This is a genomic window from Anaerostipes sp. CAG:276, from assembly GCF_000432215.1.
Lineage (GTDB): Bacteria > Bacillota > Clostridia > Lachnospirales > Lachnospiraceae > Anaerostipes > Anaerostipes caccae.
The window spans coordinates 14,864-34,537 of the sequence record NZ_FR889165.1 but is presented as its reverse complement, the minus strand read 5'-3'; the positions used below and the strand labels follow the sequence as shown (position 1 = coordinate 34,537).

Sequence of the window (19,674 nt, the reverse complement as noted above, 5' to 3'; positions counted from 1 at the left end):
AGCCGGAAAACTGGTCAAAATGTCATACTTACTCATTTACTCTGAACTTTTTCCAAGGTATATCGAGCATTGATCCATGCTGTAAAACATCATCAATATGTAAAATCAGAGGAAAATCTTCTTTTTTTATCTGATTTTTCTCAGAAAGAATTCTAACAGCTTTCGCCGCCCGCCGGGCGATGACCACTGATTCTAAAGTCACACCTTTGAGTTCTTCCATAGCCTGTTCATATGGCATTCCAGCTCCAAGTCTTTTGCCGATTTCCTTTGAACGGCCGCCCATGACGGTCACATACAGGTCGCCGATTCCGTGAATGGAGTTTTCAACATTTCCTCCCATGTACTGGACAAATTTCATGATCTCATAAGAGCTCTGTCCAAACAGTGCAGACTGCGTGTTGCACATATATTTCTGCTGCTTTTCTTCCAGACCGATGCCAAGGCTGACTCCAAGGGCATATGCATTTTTAAGGGCAACCGCAATTTCCAGCCCGGCCACATCCTGCGTCAAATCAATATGATAATACGGCCTCTCTAAAAGCTTTTTAAAGAACTCAAGGACTTCCATGTTCTTTCCGCAGAATGCGACTCTCGTATCATCATGATCTGCCAGCTCATAGCATCTGCAGGGCCCTCCGATGGCACAAAATTCGTGGCTCTTACCATTCTCTACATTTGATGCAAACAGTTCGGGAAACGTCTTTATCATCCCGTCGTCATATACCTTAACACCCTTAGTCACTGCGATCACCGGTATTTTATCCGGTATCTTTGCCAGGGCATTTTCAATAAACCAATCTACCCCAAAGCTGCTGACTCCCAGAATCACTGCATCACAGCCGTCAAGCGCGGCATCCAGCTCTTCGATCTGAAATGCCTTTACGCCCTCGGGCAGTGTTCTTTTCAGTGTGGGATGGTAACGGTTTGCCTTTACCGAATCAATAATCTCCCTGTCCAGCGGTGTCCCCGTAAGACGCATCTCATTTCCGTTTTCCACAGCAGGAAAGGAAAGGCTTGATGCCATCACTCCTGCTCCAATCACCGTAATCGTACTCATAAGACCCTCCATTTCAAACAACATACATACAATAACTATTGTAACCTATGAAGCAAAGCGCGCCAAGCCCGAAGGAAATTTATTTTAAGGGATAATTGCGTATTTGATGCCTTCCTGCCTGCCGATGCTCTCCAGTGCATCAATGGCTTTTTCTAAAGGATAATGCCCTGTGATGAACAGACTGCCGTCGATCTGCCCGTTGGACAGCAGTTTCAGCGCCAGCTGTACATGATACGGTGTATGATGGTAAACGGCCTTCAGTGTGATCTCCTCATAGTGGAACTTCTGACAGTCCAGGGTGATACTTGTGCCTGCCTTTGTGCCCCCGAATGCAAGAACCGTTCCTCCGGGTCTGACCATATTTACTGCATTTTCCCAGACTTTCGGGAATCCGGTTGCTTCCACGACCACATCGGCTCCTTTTCCGCCGCACAAATCTCTCACTTGATTTATATGTTCTTCCCCAGAGGCATTGACAGTTTTCCATACCCCGAATTTCTCAGACTGCTCCAGGCGGTAATCTGACAAATCTACGGCTATGACTCTGCATCCTTTCAGGCTTAACAGCTTCATAAACATAAGTCCGATGGGTCCTGCTCCGATGACTGCGACGGTGTCTCCCACCTTGGCCGGTATCCGGTCGCTTCCGTGGACCGCGCATGCCAGGGGCTCCAGCAGAGCCGCCTGTTCAAACGGCAGATGATCAGGGACACGGTAGAAATTGTATTTCAGGATGTGCGCCGGTACAGCTACATACTCAGAGTAAGCGCCGTTCAGGTACTGCAGATTTTCACAAAGGCTGTATCTCTTGTTTTTACAATGCTCACACTCAAAACACGGGGCGGTATTGGCTCCCACGATCCGGTCTCCTACCTTGAATTTTGTAACGTCCTTTCCTGCCTCCACTACCACTCCGGAAAACTCATGGCCGAATGTGGAAGGTACAGAAGTGATAATCGTCGGATGTCCTCTCCTGTATGTTTTCAGGTCTGTGCCGCAGGTCAGCGCCGCTTTTACCTGAACCAATACCTCATCATCTTTAATCTGAGGAATATCCGTCTCCTCAAACCTTACATCTCCCGGTGCATAAAACATCTGTGCTTTCATTTTCCCCTGCATGTTACCATCCTCCTAATTCTTATTTCTGTCCATAGTTTTGATCTGTGTCTTCTTTCAGAAATTTACACATCTGATCTTCCAGCGTATTGACATTTCCCATCTGATAAGACAGAAATGCCACCTTCGCGCTCTCTTCCAGTACAATCGCGTCGTTATATGCCTTGTCGATTGTCTCGTCAATACAGATTGCTCCGTGATTTCCCATCAGCACTGCTTTGTCGTCTCCGATTGCCTCTGAGGTCACTTCTGCCAGCTCATCGCTTCCAGGCGGTACAAAAGCGGCACAGCGGATATTTCCGCCTACCAGACCTGCCGCCTCCGAGGTGATGCAAGGCATTCCTCCGTCCACACAGGCCCATGCCGTACAGTAGGTAGAGTGGGTGTGGACCACACCGAACACATCCGGCCGTCTGCGGTACATGGCAGTGTGAAGCGGCATTTCGATGGATGGACGGCGTTCCCCTTCGATAATCTGGTTATCAACACTTACAACCACTATGTCAGAAGGATGAAGGGTCTCATAGGGCATTCCACTGGGGGTGATGCACACATACCCTGTCTCCGGATCCCTCAGGCTGAAATTTCCAAACGTAAGAGGAATCAGCTTTTCCTTCTGTATTTTTAACGCGATCTCGATAACCTTGGTTCTTTCTTGTTCTAATAACATATAGCCTCCTTATGTGAAAAGATTAAAAAATCATCTGGAAAAATTCTGCGATTTTATAAATAATGTACGGTACTAAATGGGCTCCTGTATCCAGGGAAGAAATCGCCTTTGCACCTGCCGGGAACGTAAAGTCTGTGGACTGTGCGATCAATGTGGCAGTTCCTGCTAAGTTGGTAGCAATGTATAAGATTGCAATCATCATCAATGTTCCTGTGATTAGTGAACGGAACAGGTTTCCTTTGGATGCAACGACCGGCCATATCATAAAGAACGGCAGTGTCGCAAGGTCTACCAGCGGCAGCACCCTGTTTCCCGGAAGGATGACTGCCAGCAAAAGAGTGACCGGAATCATGATCAGTGCGGCTGAGATTACCATAGGAGATCCTGTTGCAATGGCTGCATCCATTCCGATGTTGACTTCCTTTCCCGGAAACTTTTTTGCCAGGAATTTCTTAGCGTCTTCGCTTAAAGGCATAAGCCCTTCCATGAGAATCCTCACCATTCTCGGCAGAATGAACATAACCGCAGCCATATTGACTCCAAGGGTTATAATCTTATTTGGCTCGTATCCTGCCAGAGCTCCGAGACCTGCCCCAAGAATCAGGCCTAAAACCATCGGCTCTCCGATAATTCCAAATCTTTTCTGGATCGTCTCTCCATCAAAGTGGATCTTATTGATCCCCGGTATTTTGTCATAAACTTTATCCATTAAGATACAGATAGGCGCCCAGCTCACGGTCTCTGTATGTGGCAGGGAAACTCCCGGAAGACCGAAATATTCCTGTACCCTTGGTGCTGAGTAATCTGCCAGTTTCATAATGATGATAAAGGTGATGCCTGATGCTATAACTCCCGCGATCATGCTTCCTGTCAGAAACTGTACCAGTGCCCCGGTTAAAATGAAGTGCCAGTAGTTCCAAATATCAATGTTCAGTGTCTTTGTTGTGTTCGTAGCAAGCATAATAATATTTAAGACAAAACAGATAAGGAACACAAACGGTACAATTTGTGTGCCGAATGCAATGGACGCGCTGACCGGCCATCCTACGTCGATAACCGATAAATTCATGCCGAACCGCTGTGTCATTGCCTGCGCAGCGGGACTTACAAAGTCCCCCATCAGTCCAATGACGAGGTTAATTCCAATAAATCCGATGCCTATGGTCATGCCGGACCGGAATGCCTTGGAAAATTTCTGTCCCAGGATCAGTCCGAGAATGGTTATGATCAGCGGCATAACCACAGATGAGCCTAAATCTAAGATGTACTGTAAAACACTCATAGTTTTCCTCCCTTTCTTTTTCCTTTACTCCAATGATTTCAAATAGTCTGCGATTTCATCAGCTTTCTCTTCCGCTCCGAACCCGGTGATAAATTCCAGCGTCCGGTAGGTTTTATACTCTTTTAACTCGTTTACCGGAATTTCCGCGGTGTGGATGATCACATCCGGATTAAAAATCTCTGCTCTCCCGACGACTTCAAGTGCTTTGCATTCTGAGATCTCCACTGAGGGTATTCCCCTCTCTGCCAGCAGCCGTTTGCACGTCTCAGATGCCACCGTTGATGTTGCGATTCCCGTCCCGCATGCTGATAAAATTCTGTAAGTCCTCATAATGAATCCTCCTTATTTTTGATGATTTGAATAATTTCCTCCGGATTCCCGGCGTTTACAAGCATTTTCAAAACCTCTGCATCCTGAATTAAAAGAATGGCTCTCTGAAGCACTTCCAAATGCTGTTTTCCTGCGATTGCCAGCATCATGACAAACTTGACCGGGACTTTCACATTTTCTTTTGGATTGGTTCCCATCTGAAAAAAAGATACCGGCTCTTTCAGCACTCCAATGGCGATTCCGGTTGTTTCTACATAACACGGATCTGTGTGCGGTATTGCCACACCGATATCTCCTGCTAAGATTCCCGTGGGATAAACCTTTTCCCTTTCACTTAATGCACTCACATAGCTTTCTTTACAGCAGCCTTCTGAAACTAACACACCTCCTAACTGTTCAAATATCTCCTGTTCATTTTCTGCCATCAAATCTGTCTGTACCAATGTGTCTTTTAAGTTTTCCCAGATCATGATTTCCTCCGATCTCAAGTGTATTGGTCTGTATTTTTGTTAAGTTTATTATAGGCCTCAGAAGACACCCTATAAAGGACAAGAGAAGTCGTTGAAACGAGCACTAAATTGTACTAATCGTAATACATAAACCTGGCATAAGCTTGTTGACTGGCAAAAAAGAACAGAACCATAAAAAGGTTCTGCTCCTTATCTTATCTGCAGTATTCATCTTCCAGCCTCCGGATTGTCTCAAGCAGCTCCTCCGGAGACTGCTGAGCTTCAATTCGGCTTTTTGCCTCCTCCTGTGAAAACAGACGCACCAGATTATAGATTGCACAGTTAATGCTGTTAGCATTTAAGATGCTCAGGCCTATAATATAACTGACCGGATCATTTTCACTGTTCCCAAATACTACCGGTTTTTTCAGGCTCACCAGACTGGCCGCCTCTCTGACGGCCCCTTTTTCCTGTTCAGCGTGAGGGGCTGCGATACCGGAATAAATCACCACATAGGAACCGTTGACCTTAATATTTTCAACCATAGCTTCTATATACTCATAGGTGACTGCCCCGGATTCATAGAGAAGCCTGCCTGCTGCCCTGACTCCCTCCTCCCAGCTTTGGGCTTCCTGCTTCAGCGCAATCCTGTCTGCCGAGAGCATAGCTCCAAGGGAATTCCTCTCGGCCTTTTTTTGTTTTTTGAGAAATTTTCCTGTCTCTGCCGTCTGGCCTCCGGACCAGTTTTCTCTTAACTTAGTCGCCTTTCTCCGGATTCTGTAAATGTCCTCCTGTTCCAGCAGGGGACTGACCATGAGAATATTTTGTATCTCTCCATCGGGAAATGCCACTGTGGAAATCACCAGCTGATCGTTTATATTGCCCATATCTTTCAGTTCGTGTGAGGATCTCACATCCGTGATTTCAAGTACATCCTCCAGCTGTTTTAGTTTTGCCAGCATAAGCTGGACGGTTCCCCTTCCCATGGCACATACGAGAACTGCTGGTACTTTCCGTTCCCTCATCCGCTCCAGTTTGTCCCGCTCCAGCATAGAGGCAAAATACATGACAAGAAAGGAAACTTCGTCTCTGGGAACTTTCACTCCAAGATAATCCTCCAATGGTTTCAGGCATTCTTCCACCGTACAGAACACTTCGGGATATCCCTTTTCAATCTCTCCCCGAAACGGATTTTCAAGAACCTCCCCTGAAGACATCCGATAGACAGAAGATTTCATGTGATCCACCAGCAGATCGTAAAGTGCAAAATCCAGATAAAAATTAATCCGAAACCTGCTGATGATGCGGTAAATCACCTCCCCGATCAAAACAGGGATCACCAGCTGGTCCACATTATTCGTTCCGCTCTTCAGATAGCTTTTTCTTCTGAGGCAGAATACAAAATTTTCTGCTTCTGCTGCCGGTATATCCAGTGAAAATTCTTCTGCCAGACGGTCCAGTACAGCCCTGCTCAGCGGATATTTTGAGCTCAGGGATGCATTTTCCCAGTCCGGCTGCCGTTCCTGTTCTAATGTTTTTCCTTTTTTTACCCTTTCAGCCAGAATCAGCAGTTCATAGACTGCCACTGAAAAAGAGAAGTCGGAAAGAAAGCAGTCATGCCTCAATTCTTCTTCCCTTAAAACCTTCTGTATCGTTTCATACCGTCCCTGATATTGAATTTCTTTTAGGAGAAGATGTCCGAACACGTGGAACGCACCCATTGCGCCATATTTTTCTTCATCCAGATTCAGCTCAAGGAGCTTCAGCATACCGGAACGTATATCTCCCTCTGAAGCTTCCACTATATATCCTTTTTGTACCTGAGAGACAAGCTTCATATTATGTTTCAAAAACCAGTCTTTCAGGTCATTCAGATCACTGATCACTGTGTTTCTGCTCGTACTGATATACTCTGAAATCCAGGCTGCAGTCACATACTTCTCTTGATTCAAAAGAAGCATCGCAAGGATTGTCTTTCGTTCATTTTTGGACAGGTGATATGTATAAAAATCATTGTTCATAATAAACTTTTGAATCTGTTCCAAAAGCCCTTCTTCCCTGACCTCAAACCTTAAAATTCCCTCTCCGTTTATACTGACCGAAGGCAGTCCGCTTTCATTTAATTCGTCATTCAGCTCTCTGATCTTTTTGCGCACAATCCGCTCAGAAATCTGATATTTTTCAGAAATTTCCGCTAGCTGCAGTCTGCCCCCTGCCAAAAGTTGATTTAATATTTGATTGCTTCTTTTATCCAAATGGATTCCCTCTTTTCAATCTAAATATATAATAAGCCGCTATCTTATCATATATATTATAGGAAATCGAAGTCTATGCATATAGCACAAATACTGGAAGATTTGCCTGCTGCTGATTGTTCTATGCATAAACGCATCTGTGTACATCCCACGGAGCGTTTTTTATTGCTTAGGAAAGACTTTCACGCATTAGCGTGACAAGGTCTTTCCTAAGCAATAAAAAACCAATTCTAAAGCTGTGCTTTAAAATCGGTTTCTAAATTCAAATATTCTATTTTAAAATCCGTGCAGCCTGCGTTGAACTCTCTCCACAGACGTTACCTCCACAGTTAACTCAGCCCAGGCACCCTTACGGCACATGAAAGGTTCTACTTAGTGCTGCTTCGTTCCCGACCTGACACGGTTCATAGATTCTCATTGCGTAAGACCCAAACATCAACGCCACTTATGAAGGGCAGCTCCACAGGGAAAAGCCCGAAACAGGCCATCACCTCTGCTTTAGCGGATTGCAGATACAGGGCACCGCTGCCTCCCCGGCTGCACGGAAGCTTTTTGACGTATTAAGATTATATTATGTGTGCAGATTTGATTATACTAAATATTGTTCACATTCGTCAACTTTTATTTTATTTTCTATTTTATTTTTTACCTTTCAATACTATAATTGATAGAATAAAGGAAGGTGAGCCTATGAATTATCCAATGCATGACGGCACTGCAAAGCTGCTTACAACGGAAGAATATTTTCAAAATTATCCGGACCTGTGCTCTTATCAGCCATTTCTTGACACCGTCAGGAATCATGGCATCAACAGCTGTAAGGCCGATGTTTTTTCAGATTTTATTTCAGGAACGCTCTTAATCCCTGAAAAAAAGAATCCGTCAGAGAAGGAATTCTGCCTGTCTTATTATCTTTCCAAAGACCTTTTGGTACTAATTGAAGATAAAGAACATATAAATGATTTGGAGCTGATCATAAATGAGAGACACATAACCGACGCATCATCACTCCCCCAGTTTCTTGTCCTGCTCGTGGAAGCTCTCATCAAAGATGATATGCTCCTGCTCCAGAATTATGAAACCTGTCTCGCCGAGATTGAGGATGAAATTCTCACAGGAAAAGATATTAAAATAAATCACCGCCTGATCGGTGTGCGCAGAAAGCTTCTCCGCATGAATGCCTATTACCAGCAGCTCAGTAATTTTGGCAGTGAACTGGAAGAAAACTCATCCGGTTTCTTTTCCCAGACAGACGTGCGGCATTTTTCCGTGCTCACCAACCGTGCGGAACGTCTTCTCAATTACACTCAGTTTCTCCGGGAATATGCTCTGCAGATCCGTGAAATGTATCAGTCTCAAGTGGACATTAAGCAGAATGAAACTATGAAAATACTGACCGTAGTTACCACGATCTTTTTTCCTCTTTCCCTGATTACCGGATGGTACGGAATGAATTTCAGAAATATGCCGGAGCTTCATTACCCGTACAGCTATTTTATCCTGATCGGCATCTGTGTTTTGATCTTCACGGCAGAACTATGGTTCTTTAAAAAGAAAAAATGGATTTAAAATACCTATGAGTTTTTCTCCATTATCTCCAGTCGGCTCTGGAAAGGCCTCCTTCCGACAATAGAGAAAAACTATCACAGGTAGCACCTTTTGTCTCTAAACAGCCTGCTCCAGCAGATATTACGTCCATTTTGACCAGTTTGGAGGCCTTACATCTCTAAGACAGCAAGCCGGAAAACTGGTCAAAATGTCAACCCTTTTTTCTCAGCTCCCGGAAAAAATCGCTCATCATATGGCTGCATTCTTCTCTGAGGACTCCCGATTCAATCTCTGCCTGATGGTTGAATTCTTCCCTCTGAAGGATATTGAGAATGGAGCCTGCACATCCCGCTTTAGGGTTCATCGCCCCGATAACAACCTTGGGTATTCTCGCCTGGACTATAGCCCCCGCACACATCTGGCACGGCTCCAGAGTGATATACATCGTACATTCTTCAAGCCGCCAGTCCCCTGTCTTTTTACTGGCTTTCTCAATCGCCAGTAATTCCGCATGGGCCAGTGTTGTCTTTCTCTTATTTCTTTGATTGTAAGCCCTTGCTATGATTTTTCCGTCCAATACTATGACACAGCCGATGGGCACGTCCCCTATAGCTGCCGCTTTCTTTGCCTGTTTTATGGCTTCTTTCATAAATTTTTCATTTTCATTCATTCTGTCTTCCTCCGGTCATATTTTTTAGTCCCTCCTCATAGAATAAATCAAAAAGAGAGTATCACATTGGCTGAATATCAACGAATCGTTTCATATCTATACGAATACAGCAATGGCATGAAAGGCGAAAATGCAGGATTCGCCAAAATTGAGAAGCGTCAAAAACAGCTTCGCTTATACTTCCATGTCAAAACAAATGACGAGGCCTTAACGTACAAAATCTATTTTTACCGGTTCCGCCACGGAACCATGGAAGGCATTTTATTAGATTCCTTCCAGCGCAATGACACCATCATTGAGTTTAAGAATACTTACCCTCTGGTTGTAGATCTGGACCAGGTAGACGGATTTTTGATCTATCACTCCAACAGCCATTTCTTTGGATCAGAGTGGAATGACAAACCGATCACGATACGAAATTTCCTGCCGGCAGAAGACATGTCCAAAAATCCCGAGGCTGACCGGACAGAAAAAGTCAGGAAATCTGATGCTGTTCAGAGAGAAGTGACCAGGGAGTCTCAAGAAACTGGCCGGACAGAAGTCCCTGTTCCTGAAACCCAGGAACCGCCGGAACCTGCTCAGGGAGAAAGCCTTTCCGGCTCCGCACCGGCGGATACAGAACCGTCAGAACCTGCCCAGGAAGATAGTATGCCTGAGTCCCGCCCTGTACAGAATCCTTCTCCATCAGACAAAGAAGTACCAGAGGAAGATGAAGAAGAACCGCCGTCCGGCGCTCCTGATCCTCCTCCTATAGAGGATCCTTTTGACGAACTTCCGCAGGAAATTCCGATTCCTGCCGGGACCCCTGACACAAAATCCACGGTGCCGGAACCGGCGCCCGAACCGGCAGGTCTGCCTCCCCGTGTCTATGTAGAACCGGAAATTCCGGAGTCTGAACCTATGAGCGCAGAATCACTGACCGAAGAGGATACCTCCGAAGAAGAACCTCCAGAAGAAAAAGCTGCCGGACAGCATGAAGAACGTATTGCTGATCCTGATTCAAAGCTGGCAGAATATATTGAAGCCCTCCAACTGGAAAAGAAAGCCAAAGAACAGGGAGTGCCGAACACACCCAGTCTCTTTGACTGGAAGGAGTATCCCACCTTGCCCTTACCTCCTTCTTATATGCTGGATCCTAGCATCAAAATCAAAGTAGAGGATCTTCAAAATATTCCTCATGTGCCGGAAAACATGAAAACCAACGGGTTTCTGCTGCTGAACTACGGAAATTACGGACACCTGATGTTATGTCAGCACAGACAGACAAACAGAATCTATCTGGGAGTTCCGGGTGTTTTTGACAATGAAAAAAATTTCATTGCAAAACTTTTCGGATTCAGGGATTTCTTAACCGTGCCGGAATCCTGTCAAAAGACAGGAAACTTCGGCTACTGGATTCTGTCTCTCTAGCCCTCCAGCAGGTCACTGAGCCTTGCAAACTGTTCAAGGCTCAGTGCCTCACCACGAATCTTCGGCGATAGTCCCATTTTATCCAAAGCGTCTACTACCTGTTCTTTAGAAAAATGGAGTGTACTGCTATTATTAATCCCATTCTGAAGTGTTTTTCTTCTCTGGTTAAAAGAGGCCCTGATAATGGAAAACATCAGCTGTTCATTTTTTACCTTTACTGGCATATCCTTATATCTTGTCAGACAAATAACAGCTGATCCCACTTTCGGGCGGGGCATAAAACAGTTTGGCGGCACATTGGCCACAATATACGGTTCGGCGTAAAACTGGACAGCCAGTGACAGTGCACCGTAATCTTTTGTACCCGGTCCTGCCTGCATCCTCTGTGCCACTTCTTTCTGTACCATAACCGTAAGGCTGTCCATAGGGACATTCTTTTCAAACAGTCCCATGATAATTGGCGTTGTAATATAATAGGGCAGATTTGCCACGACTTTGATCGGTCTCCCCTGATTTTTCTTTTCTGCAATCTTTCCGATATCTACCTTCAGAATATCTTCATTCAGCACTTCCACATTGTCATATCCGGCCAGAGTTTCTTTAAGGATCGGTATCAGATTGTGATCGATCTCCACAGCCATGACTTCCCTGGCATGTTCTGAAAGATACTGGGTCATCGTGCCGATACCCGGTCCGATCTCCAGCACAAAATCGTCCTTTGTTATATTTGCTGCGTCTATAATCTTCTCAAGCACATGACTGTCAATCAGGAAATTCTGTCCGAACTTCTTCTGAAAATCAAAGTTATACTTTTGAATGATTTCTATTGTTTTTTTAGGGCTGCTTAACTTCTCCATCTAAACCTCTTTCATCCGGTACATGTTCCTGGCATTTTGTTCTGTGACCTCAATAACTTCCTTTGTGCTGATCCCTTTGAGTGCGGCAATCTGTTCTGCCACATACGGCAGATTTAAAGAAGAATTTCTCTTTCCCCGGTTTGGTTCCGGAGAAAGATAAGGGCTGTCCGTCTCCAGCAAAATTCTGTCCAGCGGTGCATAGGAGACAACCTCTTTTAATGTCCTGCTGTTTTTAAATGTGACAACTCCTCCGATTCCAAGATAAAATCCCATATCTAAAAACTTCCTCGCCATTTCTTTTGGGTAAGAAAAGCAGTGAACCACTCCCCCAATCTCCTCGGCGCGGGCTGCCCGCATCATATCTTCTGTATCTTTCGCGGCATCCCGGCTGTGGATCACCATCGGAAGCTTTGTCTCCCTGGCGAGCTCCATCTGTGCTTCAAACCATTTTTTCTGTATAGGACGTTCGGGTTCATCCCAGTAATAATCCAGTCCAATCTCTCCAATAGCCAGAATCTTGGGATTTGATGCATATTTTTTAAGCTCAGCCAGATCCTCTGTTTTCATTTCACCGGTATCTGACGGATGAACCCCCACCGCGCCATAAAGAAACGGATACTTATCTGCAGCTTTTACCGTCCACCGTGACGTTTCCATATTGGAACCAATGTTTACAATGGTCCCAATCCCATTCTTCTCCATGGAATCCAGCAGTTCTTCCCGGTCTTTGTCAAACTGCTCATCGTCATAATGAGCATGGGTTTCAAAAATCATGTTCCTTCCTCCAAAAATTGTTTTCACTCTGATACAATTTCTCATTCATATGGTATAATAAGAATAATTCTTATTTCATTGCAAGGCTGTATCTATTACACAAGACAATATTTTTTATTATAACACGAATCGGAGGTTTTTTATGAGTATTTTTAAATGCAGTATCTGCGGCTACGTCTACGACGAGAAAAGTGAATCCGTCCCCTTTTCCCAGCTGGAAGCTGACTATACATGTCCGGTCTGCAAGGCATCAAAAGTTAAATTTGAACCCGCAGAAGGCAAAAGAACTCCTTCTCCCATAAAAGATAACCCCCTGGCTTACCCCGATGCTTTTGCAAAATCTGATTCAAAAGAATTTCCGCAGATGGATGCCATACATCAGATGGCTCTTACGGGTTCGTCAGTCGTTGATGCCATGGGCACCTTAAAGCCCTTGATATCCTGGGATGATATTTTAATCATGGGCGCTCAGCTGAACCCGGCACCACTAAATGCGGGCGATCCTGTGGACACCAAAACAGTGATCGGTAAAAAAGCCAAAAAGCCAATGGAAATATATCACCCCATCTATGTATCCCATATGTCTTTCGGTGCCTTATCCAAAGAGTTAAAAACCGCACTTGCAAAAGGCAGCGCCATGTCCAAGACCGCCATGTGCAGCGGCGAAGGAGGAATCCTTCCTGAAGAACGGCAGGCAGCTTACAAGTACATATTTGAATATGTTCCGAACCTGTACAGTGTCACAGAAGAAAATCTCCGCAGCGCAGATGCCATAGAAATTAAAATCGGACAGGGGACCAAGCCCGGCATGGGCGGACACCTGCCCGGAGACAAAGTTACCCCGGAGATTGCAAAGATCAGAAATAAGCCTTTAGGTGAGGATGTCATCAGCCCCTCCAAGTTTCCGAATCTTAATTCCAAAGAGGATTTAAAGACAATGGTAGACTGGCTGAAAGATACCTCCGGCGGGAGACCGGTAGGCGTAAAGATCGCAGCCGGACATATCGAACAGGACCTTGAATGGATTGCATATGCCGATGCCGACTTTGTCACCATAGACGGGCGGGGCGGGGCCACAGGTGCCAGTCCACGGACATTAAAGGACAACACTTCCATCCCTACGATCTTTGCACTGTCCAGAGCCAGAAAATATCTGGACCGGCATCATCTTTCCATGGATCTGGTCATCACCGGAGGACTCAGGCTTCCGGGGGATTTTGCGAAAGCACTGGCCATGGGTGCAGATGCCGTGGCGATCGCTTCGGCTGCTCTTGTAGCTGCTGCCTGCCAGCAGTATCGTATCTGCAACACAGGACAGTGTCCGGTCGGCGTTGCCACCCAGGATGAAGAATTGAGAAAACGGCTTCATATCGATCATTCGGCCAAACGGCTCTGCAACTACCTGAATGTGTGCAGGTCTGAGCTGGAAATGTTCGGACGCATTACCGGCCACGCAAATATCCATGATCTTAGTGTTTCAGATCTCAGGACAACCAACAGGGAAATATCAGAGTATACGGACATTGAACATGTGTGACATTTTCTACATGATTTCCGTTCGGCTCTTAGAATGCCTCACTCCAATCATGTAGAAAATGGATATACTATCTGCCGGAAAAAACTCAGCAATTTTTTTAAGTCTTTTAAGGGACAAAAACGGGACTGCCGCCAGCTAAATATTTTTTTTAGCTGGTGTGACCGTCCCATTTTATTCAAAAGGATTCTTATTTAGAATTGTATGTCCACCTGACACATCTTCATTGCACTCAGGGCATTGTCATGGCTTTCTTTTGTCACTCCTGCGCAAAGGTCCGCGTGGACGATCAGTTTTGCTTCCGGAAGGGCCGCCTTTACCATAAGTGCATTGGATATCACGCAGATATCAGTGCACAGGCCTATGAATTCAATCTCGGCGTCCTTACCCTCATATTTCTGCTTCAGCAGTTCGCACAGTTCAATGGAGCCAAATGTATCTTTCCGGCAGAAGTCCATCACTTCCGCTTCTGTCTCAGAGATGGCATCCATGATATCAGGATGCAGTGCCCATCCCTCTTCACCCAGGATACAGTGGGGAACAGGCAGATTTTTACCTTCCTGTGTACTGAGATAATCTTTAGAGTGAGTATCTAATGTTCCGTAGATACTGCCTTTAAACTCTCTTATCTTCTCTGCCGCTGCCTCAACAATCTCCCTTGCTTCTTTAGTCCCCAGGGCACCGTCTATGAAGTCATTCTGCATGTCGACAACCACTAAAATATGTTCCATACAGCCCCCTATCCGATTCTTGCAGCCACAAGCTGATTGACAAGTTTGCCGTCGGCTTTTCCTTTCACCCTTGGCATTAGGCTTTTCATGATCTTACCTTTGTCTTTTGCTGTTGGAGTTTCAATGCCAAGTTCCGCGAGCACCGCATCAATCTCTGAATTAATCTGCTCCTCACTCATTTCCTCAGGAGCGAATTCTTTGATGACCGCCAGGCGTATATTACATTCCTCAATGATATCTGTGCGCTCTGCCGGACAGGATTCCAGGGTTTCTTTTGTCTGCTTCATCTCTTTTGCAATAATTGTATTTTCTTCGGCCTCCGTGAGGTCTTCTCTTTTATCGATCTGTGCATTTTTTAATGCGCTTAACAGCATAGACAAAGCTTCTTTTCTTGCTTTATCCTTATTTTTCATGGCTGCTACCATTTCTTTTCTGATTTCTTCAATCTTGCTCATAATGTCCTCCTGATTTTTTGTTTTAATTCTATCATATAATCCAGGAGAAATCACTTCCTTCTGCTGTTTCTTCCTCTGTACAGATAAGCCAGCAGTCTCCGTACCTTCGCATTTCCTTGTATGGTTTTTCAATCCGCGGAAATTCTTTGCTTAAAAATGCGTGAACATAAAGCGGTTCCTTTTCTTTCTTTTCAACAACCGTATCTGCCGTGATATAAACGGTTCCCGTGTCCAGTTTATTGCCCTTACGCCCCATCACTTTCATCTGTTCATATACATCGATGCCCTCTGTCATAAACAAAAACAGTTTGATCGGATGGACCCAGATACAGGTGTCGGATTCCACGACCATGTCACAGGGAATATTCCTTCCCTGTATATAATCCCTCAGTCTGTGCAGATCTTTGATCTCTTCTTTAGTTTCTCCTTTAATGATTCCCATTCCTCCGAGCTCCGTCATGTCCGCAATAGTTTTCTCTTCCATGATCATCACAGATTTTCCCTGTTCTTTTTGGAAATGAGCCTCCACTGCGTTCTGAAGGGATGCCTCCAGATATAATATATCAACTTGCTTATCTGTTTTCAAAATCGGATAATACGGAAACTCTATTTTTTCCTGCCATAAGGAATGCATCAAACCACCTCTTTTTTCATAGCATATGTATTTTTGCTTATTCTATACAAAAAAATGGAAGCACTGTCCGCTTCCATTTTTAAGTCATCTCAACTATTATGTTTTGTTTAAAACTCACATTTTCCCGCAGTCCTCGGAAACGGTATCACATCCCGGATATTTGCCATTCCCGTCACGTACATCACCATTCTCTCAAATCCAAGCCCAAATCCTGAATGTCTGGTGGAACCGTACTTTCTCAAATCCAGATAAAAATCATAGTCAGACAGATTCATTTCCAGCTCGCCCATCCGCATTTGAAGTTTCTCCAGATCATCCTCTCTCTGGCTTCCCCCGATGATCTCCCCGATTCCCGGCACCAAAAGATCCACTGCCGCCACCGTCTTTCCATCCGGATTCTGTTTCATATAAAATGCCTTAATCTCCTTCGGATAGTCCGTCACAAATACAGGCTTCTTAAATACTTTTTCCGTCAGATACCGCTCATGCTCTGTCTGTAAATCAGTTCCCCAGGATACCGGATATTGAAACTTATTATTGTGCTCTTTCAAAATATCTATGGCCTCTGTGTAGGTAATCCTTGCAAATTCTGACTCCGCCACATGGTGCAGGCGGTCCAGCAGACCTTTGTCTACAAATTCATTAAAAAATCCCATTTCTTCCGGAGCCTGCTCCAAAACATATTGAATGATATATTTGATCATATGTTCCGCAAGCAACATATTATCTTCCAGGTCTGCAAAAGCCATCTCCGGTTCGATCATCCAAAATTCTGCCGCATGCCTGGTAGTGTTGCTTTCCTCCGCCCGAAATGTCGGTCCAAACGTATAGATATTTCGGAAAGCCTGGGCAAAGGCTTCTCCATTCAGCTGTCCGCTGACTGTGAGGCTGGTTTCTCTCTCAAAAAAATCTTCTCTGTAATCCAGCTTTTTACCCTGGGAAAGTTCCTCCAGGTCAAGCGTTGTCACCTGAAACATTTCCCCTGCGCCCTCACAGTCCTGTCCTGAAATGATCGGTGTGTGCACATAGACAAAATCTCTCTCCATAAAAAACTTATGGATAGCATAGGCAATCAGCGAACGGACTCTGTACACCGCCTGAAATGTGTTGGCCCTCGGCCTTAAATGGGCGATCGTTCTCAGATATTCAAACGAATGCCGTTTCTTCTGAAGCGGATAATCAGACGGAGATTCACCCTCCACTTCTACGGACTCTGCCTGTATCTCAAACGGCTGTCTGGCATCCGGTGTCTCTGTGAGAATTCCTTTCACAATCACCGCGGTCCCGACAGACAGCTTTTTCACCTCAGTAAAGTTTGAAAGTTCTTTGCCGTATACGATCTGGATTGGTTCAAAAAAAGTTCCGTCGTTGATCACAAGAAACCCAAAGTCCCTGGAGTCCCGGTTGCTCCTGACCCATCCGCACAGACTCAGTTCTTTCTGGCTATACTCTTTATACTGTTTATAAATCTGTTTCCCTGTTAATATCTGCACTTCTCTGCTTCTCCTCTTAAAATTTAAATAAATTCAATCCGATCCCGCCGCTGTATTCCCGGTCCACGGTTCCTTCGATCTCTGTAAGCACCAATTCCCCGGTAGCGCTGATATAGGCTTCTGTGAGATGTCCTCCGCGGACTTCTCCCGCTTCATTGGCGACACTGATATGGAAGTGTAGATAGGTTTCCCCATTCATGCGGGAAACATTACCGCCAAGTGAAACAATCTCCATATCTTCCTCGTAAGTTCTGCTTACATACTTCTTTTCTCCTGTCTTAAATAAACCTGCGGTTACTTTATTTACAGCCCCGATACCTGACAGAGAGCCCAGCTTTATATTTTCTTTTACACATAAATCTTTGATGGATGATACAATCTCTTCCCCTTTTTCCAGCCTTATGACATATTGCTTTCCAAACTTACGGTATTCCATAAGAATCCCTCCTCATATTCATGGTTACAGCGAGTAGTGTCTTTCATTATTATAGAACCAGAGCAGGGATCTTTCAAGTCATGGTATCTCCCAAAACTTTTTCTCAGAGAAACCTGGAATGCAGCTTTAGTATCTGCCTTGCTAATGGAGCCGTAACGATAAGAGAGCTGATGATTTTCCTGCGCACGGCAATATAGATTGCTTCCGCTTTTTCTGTCTCATATGCAGCTCCTATCACTTCCGGAATCTGCTGGAGATCTTCAAGGCTGAGCGTCATATTTTGACGGTTCCACGGACAGTCCAGCAGCCGTCCCTGAAGATCATAGAAGTTATAAATAAGATCTCCTTTCACTTTATCTTTCATTTCGGTTTCCATACACTGCTCTTTTTTGAGATAGAGGTTTGTCATTTCAAAATATCTACTGCCTGTTCCAATTCCGACAAACGCAATGTCTGACTGTTTTGCTTTCTGAAGCACTTCTTCTATGAACCGCTGGCTCATAAAAATATCTTTTGCCTCCTTTGAATCGACAACAATAGGAGCATGCAGCTGAAGACCTGAGGCACCGCAGTGGCCTGCAAAGTACTCACATACCGTGTTGGCCTGAATATCCCATAACTCCTTATCAACACCGCCGCACAGCGGAACAAAGGTCACATGTTCCAAAGGAATCGAGGATGTGAACTTCATTGCCGTTTCCCTTGCCATCCGTCCTCCGGAAACTGCCGCATATTTCACATTGGGCAGCCTTCGTGCAAGATACTTTCCGGCCTGAAGTGCTGTACATTCTTCCTCTGTCTGGCCTTCCATAGGCTCTGCACAGATGATTTCCTTTAGGCCAAAGATTCTCTTCATACGTTCTTCTAATTCTTTGTGGGCATGGATCTTATCATCATGAATTACAACTTCCACAACCCCGCTCTTCCTTGCCTTTACCAGCACCTTCGATACGAGAGAACGGCTCACGTGAAGTTTCCTGGCAATCTGCTGCTGTGTCAGCTGTTTCTCATAATACAGATGCGCAACATCAACTAAAAACTTCATTTCCTCTGTGCTTCCCATAAACAGTTCCTTTCCCTGAGACTACACATATTCAATATTAAAAGTTTTATTGGATATCTGCAGGCACTTCAAGTCTTCATATTCCGTTGCTCCGTGGGCCGTCACATACCCTTCCGGATACCAGATAAAGGTTCCCGGCCCATAAAGCTCATCTCCGGTCTGTAACTGACCCTCCAGAACAAAAAATCCATGACCCGCCGTGTGTCTGTGATTGATCGTGGTAAATCCCGCCGGATAATTCATATAATTGATCTGCATGCCTGTCTCATCATCCAATAGTAAAGCCTTTTTTCCAAATAGTTTCCCTGTGGTCGTCGTCGGCCGGTAAAACCACGGCATTCGGTTTACATCCATCACTTTTTTCTCAAGGGAGTTTTGCCTCTGTTCTTCCTCCTCAAGATATTCAATGGAAAATGCTTTGTTGGAGATCAGCAGACACTTCAGGTCCTCATATTCTGTCGCTCCATGTGTGGCTGCGATTCCCTCCGGATACCAGACAAACGTTCCTGGTCCGTAAAGCTCACCGTCCGTCTCCAGCTGTCCCTCCAGCACATAGATTCCATGAGAAGCCGGATGTCTGTGAAGCACCGTTGTAAATCCCTTCGGATAATGCATATAATCAATTACCATATCTGTCTCTTCATCCAGATGCAGACTCTTTTTCCCGAATATCTTTCCTGTTCTGCTGTTTGCCCGGTAAAACCATGGCATTCTCCCCAAATCTTTCACTGTTGTTTTCAGTTCCATAACAAACTCCTTTCCAACGAGTTTTTCTGCTTCTGTCTTTAAGGTAACTTGATTTTACCGTTTCGTCAATTATGTTTTTTTCCTTGTGTCATTTGACACACCTGTAAGTATTTTATTTCTATTTAACCATAGCAAAAAGGGCACAGCCATAAAAATAGCCCTG

General features: G+C 44.9%; 20 protein-coding genes and 1 other RNA gene. 3 read left to right on the top strand and 18 right to left on the bottom strand.

The annotated features are described in order from the left end of the window. Positions 1 to 28 precede the first annotated feature (28 nt). The 8 genes from QVP35_RS00425 to ffs all read right to left on the bottom strand — a co-directional run bounded on the left by QVP35_RS00425 (position 29) and on the right by ffs (position 7,704). Positions 29 to 1,057, bottom strand: a complete 1,029-nt coding sequence (locus QVP35_RS00425; RefSeq protein WP_009291243.1) for a glycerol-3-phosphate dehydrogenase — start codon at positions 1,055 to 1,057, stop codon at positions 29 to 31. Between the two features lie 84 nt (positions 1,058 to 1,141). Then, a complete protein-coding gene (locus QVP35_RS00420) occupies positions 1,142 to 2,176 on the bottom strand; it encodes a zinc-dependent alcohol dehydrogenase (protein ID WP_009291242.1) in 1,035 nt (344 codons plus the stop codon). 19 nt (positions 2,177 to 2,195) lie between these two features. Continuing rightward, complete coding sequence (locus tag QVP35_RS00415; protein WP_006565500.1) at positions 2,196 to 2,843, bottom strand: class II aldolase/adducin family protein; 648 nt, start codon at positions 2,841 to 2,843, stop codon at positions 2,196 to 2,198. A gap of 22 nt (positions 2,844 to 2,865) precedes the next feature. Then, positions 2,866 to 4,125, bottom strand: a complete 1,260-nt coding sequence (locus QVP35_RS00410) for a PTS galactitol transporter subunit IIC (RefSeq protein ID WP_006565499.1) — start codon at positions 4,123 to 4,125, stop codon at positions 2,866 to 2,868. A 24-nt stretch (positions 4,126 to 4,149) separates the two neighbouring features. Then, positions 4,150 to 4,455 carry a hypothetical protein gene (locus QVP35_RS00405; protein WP_006565498.1) on the bottom strand — a complete coding sequence of 102 codons (306 nt, stop codon included), beginning with the start codon at positions 4,453 to 4,455 and terminating at the stop codon, positions 4,150 to 4,152. Continuing rightward, complete coding sequence (locus QVP35_RS00400; RefSeq protein ID WP_006565497.1) at positions 4,452 to 4,925, bottom strand: PTS sugar transporter subunit IIA; 474 nt, start codon at positions 4,923 to 4,925, stop codon at positions 4,452 to 4,454. Before QVP35_RS00400 ends, QVP35_RS00405 begins: the two co-directional genes overlap by 4 nt. 194 nt (positions 4,926 to 5,119) lie before the next feature. Next, a complete protein-coding gene (locus QVP35_RS00395; protein WP_009291241.1) occupies positions 5,120 to 7,159 on the bottom strand; it encodes a BglG family transcription antiterminator in 2,040 nt (679 codons plus the stop codon). A gap of 283 nt (positions 7,160 to 7,442) precedes the next feature. Next, an RNA gene (ffs, locus tag QVP35_RS00390) (signal recognition particle sRNA large type) lies at positions 7,443 to 7,704 on the bottom strand. 145 nt (positions 7,705 to 7,849) lie between these two features. On the opposite strand from ffs, the gene QVP35_RS00385 reads away from it, so the two are divergent. Next, a complete protein-coding gene (locus QVP35_RS00385; protein ID WP_009291240.1) occupies positions 7,850 to 8,728 on the top strand; it encodes a magnesium transporter CorA family protein in 879 nt (292 codons plus the stop codon). A gap of 190 nt (positions 8,729 to 8,918) precedes the next feature. Here the strand turns inward: QVP35_RS00385 and tadA are convergent, their stop codons facing one another. Beyond that, complete coding sequence (tadA, locus tag QVP35_RS00380) at positions 8,919 to 9,377, bottom strand: tRNA adenosine(34) deaminase TadA (protein WP_009291239.1); 459 nt, start codon at positions 9,375 to 9,377, stop codon at positions 8,919 to 8,921. 66 nt (positions 9,378 to 9,443) lie between these two features. Here tadA and QVP35_RS00375 point away from each other — a divergent pair, with 66 nt between their 5' ends. Beyond that, positions 9,444 to 10,787: a DUF6128 domain-containing protein gene (locus QVP35_RS00375; RefSeq protein WP_022260666.1), complete on the top strand. Its 1,344-nt coding sequence runs from the start codon at positions 9,444 to 9,446 to the stop codon at positions 10,785 to 10,787. Here the strand turns inward: QVP35_RS00375 and rsmA are convergent. Next, a complete protein-coding gene (rsmA, locus tag QVP35_RS00370; RefSeq protein WP_009291237.1) occupies positions 10,784 to 11,644 on the bottom strand; it encodes a 16S rRNA (adenine(1518)-N(6)/adenine(1519)-N(6))-dimethyltransferase RsmA in 861 nt (286 codons plus the stop codon). The two genes, QVP35_RS00375 and rsmA, sit on opposite strands and share 4 nt — an antisense overlap. Then, positions 11,645 to 12,418 carry a TatD family hydrolase gene (locus tag QVP35_RS00365; protein WP_009291236.1) on the bottom strand — a complete coding sequence of 258 codons (774 nt, stop codon included), beginning with the start codon at positions 12,416 to 12,418 and terminating at the stop codon, positions 11,645 to 11,647. A 142-nt stretch (positions 12,419 to 12,560) separates the two neighbouring features. On the opposite strand from QVP35_RS00365, the gene QVP35_RS00360 reads away from it, so the two are divergent. Then, complete coding sequence (locus QVP35_RS00360; protein WP_009291235.1) at positions 12,561 to 13,955, top strand: glutamate synthase-related protein; 1,395 nt, start codon at positions 12,561 to 12,563, stop codon at positions 13,953 to 13,955. A gap of 191 nt (positions 13,956 to 14,146) precedes the next feature. On the opposite strand, the gene QVP35_RS00355 is transcribed toward QVP35_RS00360, so the two are convergent. From QVP35_RS00355 to QVP35_RS00325, 7 genes are all read right to left on the bottom strand, one after another. Further along, a complete protein-coding gene (locus QVP35_RS00355; RefSeq protein ID WP_006565489.1) occupies positions 14,147 to 14,683 on the bottom strand; it encodes a cysteine hydrolase family protein in 537 nt (178 codons plus the stop codon). Positions 14,684 to 14,691: 8 nt separating this feature from the next. Beyond that, positions 14,692 to 15,138: a GatB/YqeY domain-containing protein gene (locus QVP35_RS00350; protein ID WP_022260665.1), complete on the bottom strand. Its 447-nt coding sequence runs from the start codon at positions 15,136 to 15,138 to the stop codon at positions 14,692 to 14,694. Between the two features lie 31 nt (positions 15,139 to 15,169). Then, complete coding sequence (locus QVP35_RS00345) at positions 15,170 to 15,772, bottom strand: hypothetical protein (protein WP_006565487.1); 603 nt, start codon at positions 15,770 to 15,772, stop codon at positions 15,170 to 15,172. 107 nt (positions 15,773 to 15,879) lie between these two features. Beyond that, entirely contained in the window at positions 15,880 to 17,241 is a 1,362-nt protein-coding gene (gene asnS / locus QVP35_RS00340; protein WP_408628272.1) for an asparagine--tRNA ligase, read from the bottom strand. 40 nt (positions 17,242 to 17,281) lie between these two features. Continuing rightward, positions 17,282 to 17,701: a PPC domain-containing DNA-binding protein gene (locus QVP35_RS00335; protein ID WP_009291233.1), complete on the bottom strand. Its 420-nt coding sequence runs from the start codon at positions 17,699 to 17,701 to the stop codon at positions 17,282 to 17,284. Between the two features lie 103 nt (positions 17,702 to 17,804). Continuing rightward, positions 17,805 to 18,746, bottom strand: a complete 942-nt coding sequence (locus tag QVP35_RS00330; protein WP_227052324.1) for a sugar-binding transcriptional regulator — start codon at positions 18,744 to 18,746, stop codon at positions 17,805 to 17,807. Positions 18,747 to 18,785: 39 nt separating this feature from the next. After that, entirely contained in the window at positions 18,786 to 19,511 is a 726-nt protein-coding gene (locus QVP35_RS00325; RefSeq protein ID WP_022260663.1) for a cupin domain-containing protein, read from the bottom strand. Between the last annotated feature and the right edge of the window lie 163 nt (positions 19,512 to 19,674).

Coding starts and splice junctions, on each gene's coding strand:
- QVP35_RS00425 (WP_009291243.1), bottom strand. CDS start 1,057: ATGAGTACGATTACGGTGATTGGAGCAGGAGTGATGGCATCAAGCCTT.
- QVP35_RS00420 (WP_009291242.1), bottom strand. CDS start 2,176: ATGCAGGGGAAAATGAAAGCACAGATGTTTTATGCACCGGGAGATGTA.
- QVP35_RS00415 (WP_006565500.1), bottom strand. CDS start 2,843: ATGTTATTAGAACAAGAAAGAACCAAGGTTATCGAGATCGCGTTAAAA.
- QVP35_RS00410 (WP_006565499.1), bottom strand. CDS start 4,125: ATGAGTGTTTTACAGTACATCTTAGATTTAGGCTCATCTGTGGTTATG.
- QVP35_RS00405 (WP_006565498.1), bottom strand. CDS start 4,455: ATGAGGACTTACAGAATTTTATCAGCATGCGGGACGGGAATCGCAACA.
- QVP35_RS00400 (WP_006565497.1), bottom strand. CDS start 4,925: ATGATCTGGGAAAACTTAAAAGACACATTGGTACAGACAGATTTGATG.
- QVP35_RS00385 (WP_009291240.1), top strand. CDS start 7,850: ATGAATTATCCAATGCATGACGGCACTGCAAAGCTGCTTACAACGGAA.
- tadA (WP_009291239.1), bottom strand. CDS start 9,377: ATGAATGAAAATGAAAAATTTATGAAAGAAGCCATAAAACAGGCAAAG.
- rsmA (WP_009291237.1), bottom strand. CDS start 11,644: ATGGAGAAGTTAAGCAGCCCTAAAAAAACAATAGAAATCATTCAAAAG.
- QVP35_RS00365 (WP_009291236.1), bottom strand. CDS start 12,418: ATGATTTTTGAAACCCATGCTCATTATGACGATGAGCAGTTTGACAAA.
- QVP35_RS00360 (WP_009291235.1), top strand. CDS start 12,561: ATGAGTATTTTTAAATGCAGTATCTGCGGCTACGTCTACGACGAGAAA.
- QVP35_RS00355 (WP_006565489.1), bottom strand. CDS start 14,683: ATGGAACATATTTTAGTGGTTGTCGACATGCAGAATGACTTCATAGAC.
- QVP35_RS00350 (WP_022260665.1), bottom strand. CDS start 15,138: ATGAGCAAGATTGAAGAAATCAGAAAAGAAATGGTAGCAGCCATGAAA.
- QVP35_RS00345 (WP_006565487.1), bottom strand. CDS start 15,772: ATGCATTCCTTATGGCAGGAAAAAATAGAGTTTCCGTATTATCCGATT.
- QVP35_RS00335 (WP_009291233.1), bottom strand. CDS start 17,701: ATGGAATACCGTAAGTTTGGAAAGCAATATGTCATAAGGCTGGAAAAA.
- QVP35_RS00330 (WP_227052324.1), bottom strand. CDS start 18,746: ATGAAGTTTTTAGTTGATGTTGCGCATCTGTATTATGAGAAACAGCTG.
- QVP35_RS00325 (WP_022260663.1), bottom strand. CDS start 19,511: ATGGAACTGAAAACAACAGTGAAAGATTTGGGGAGAATGCCATGGTTT.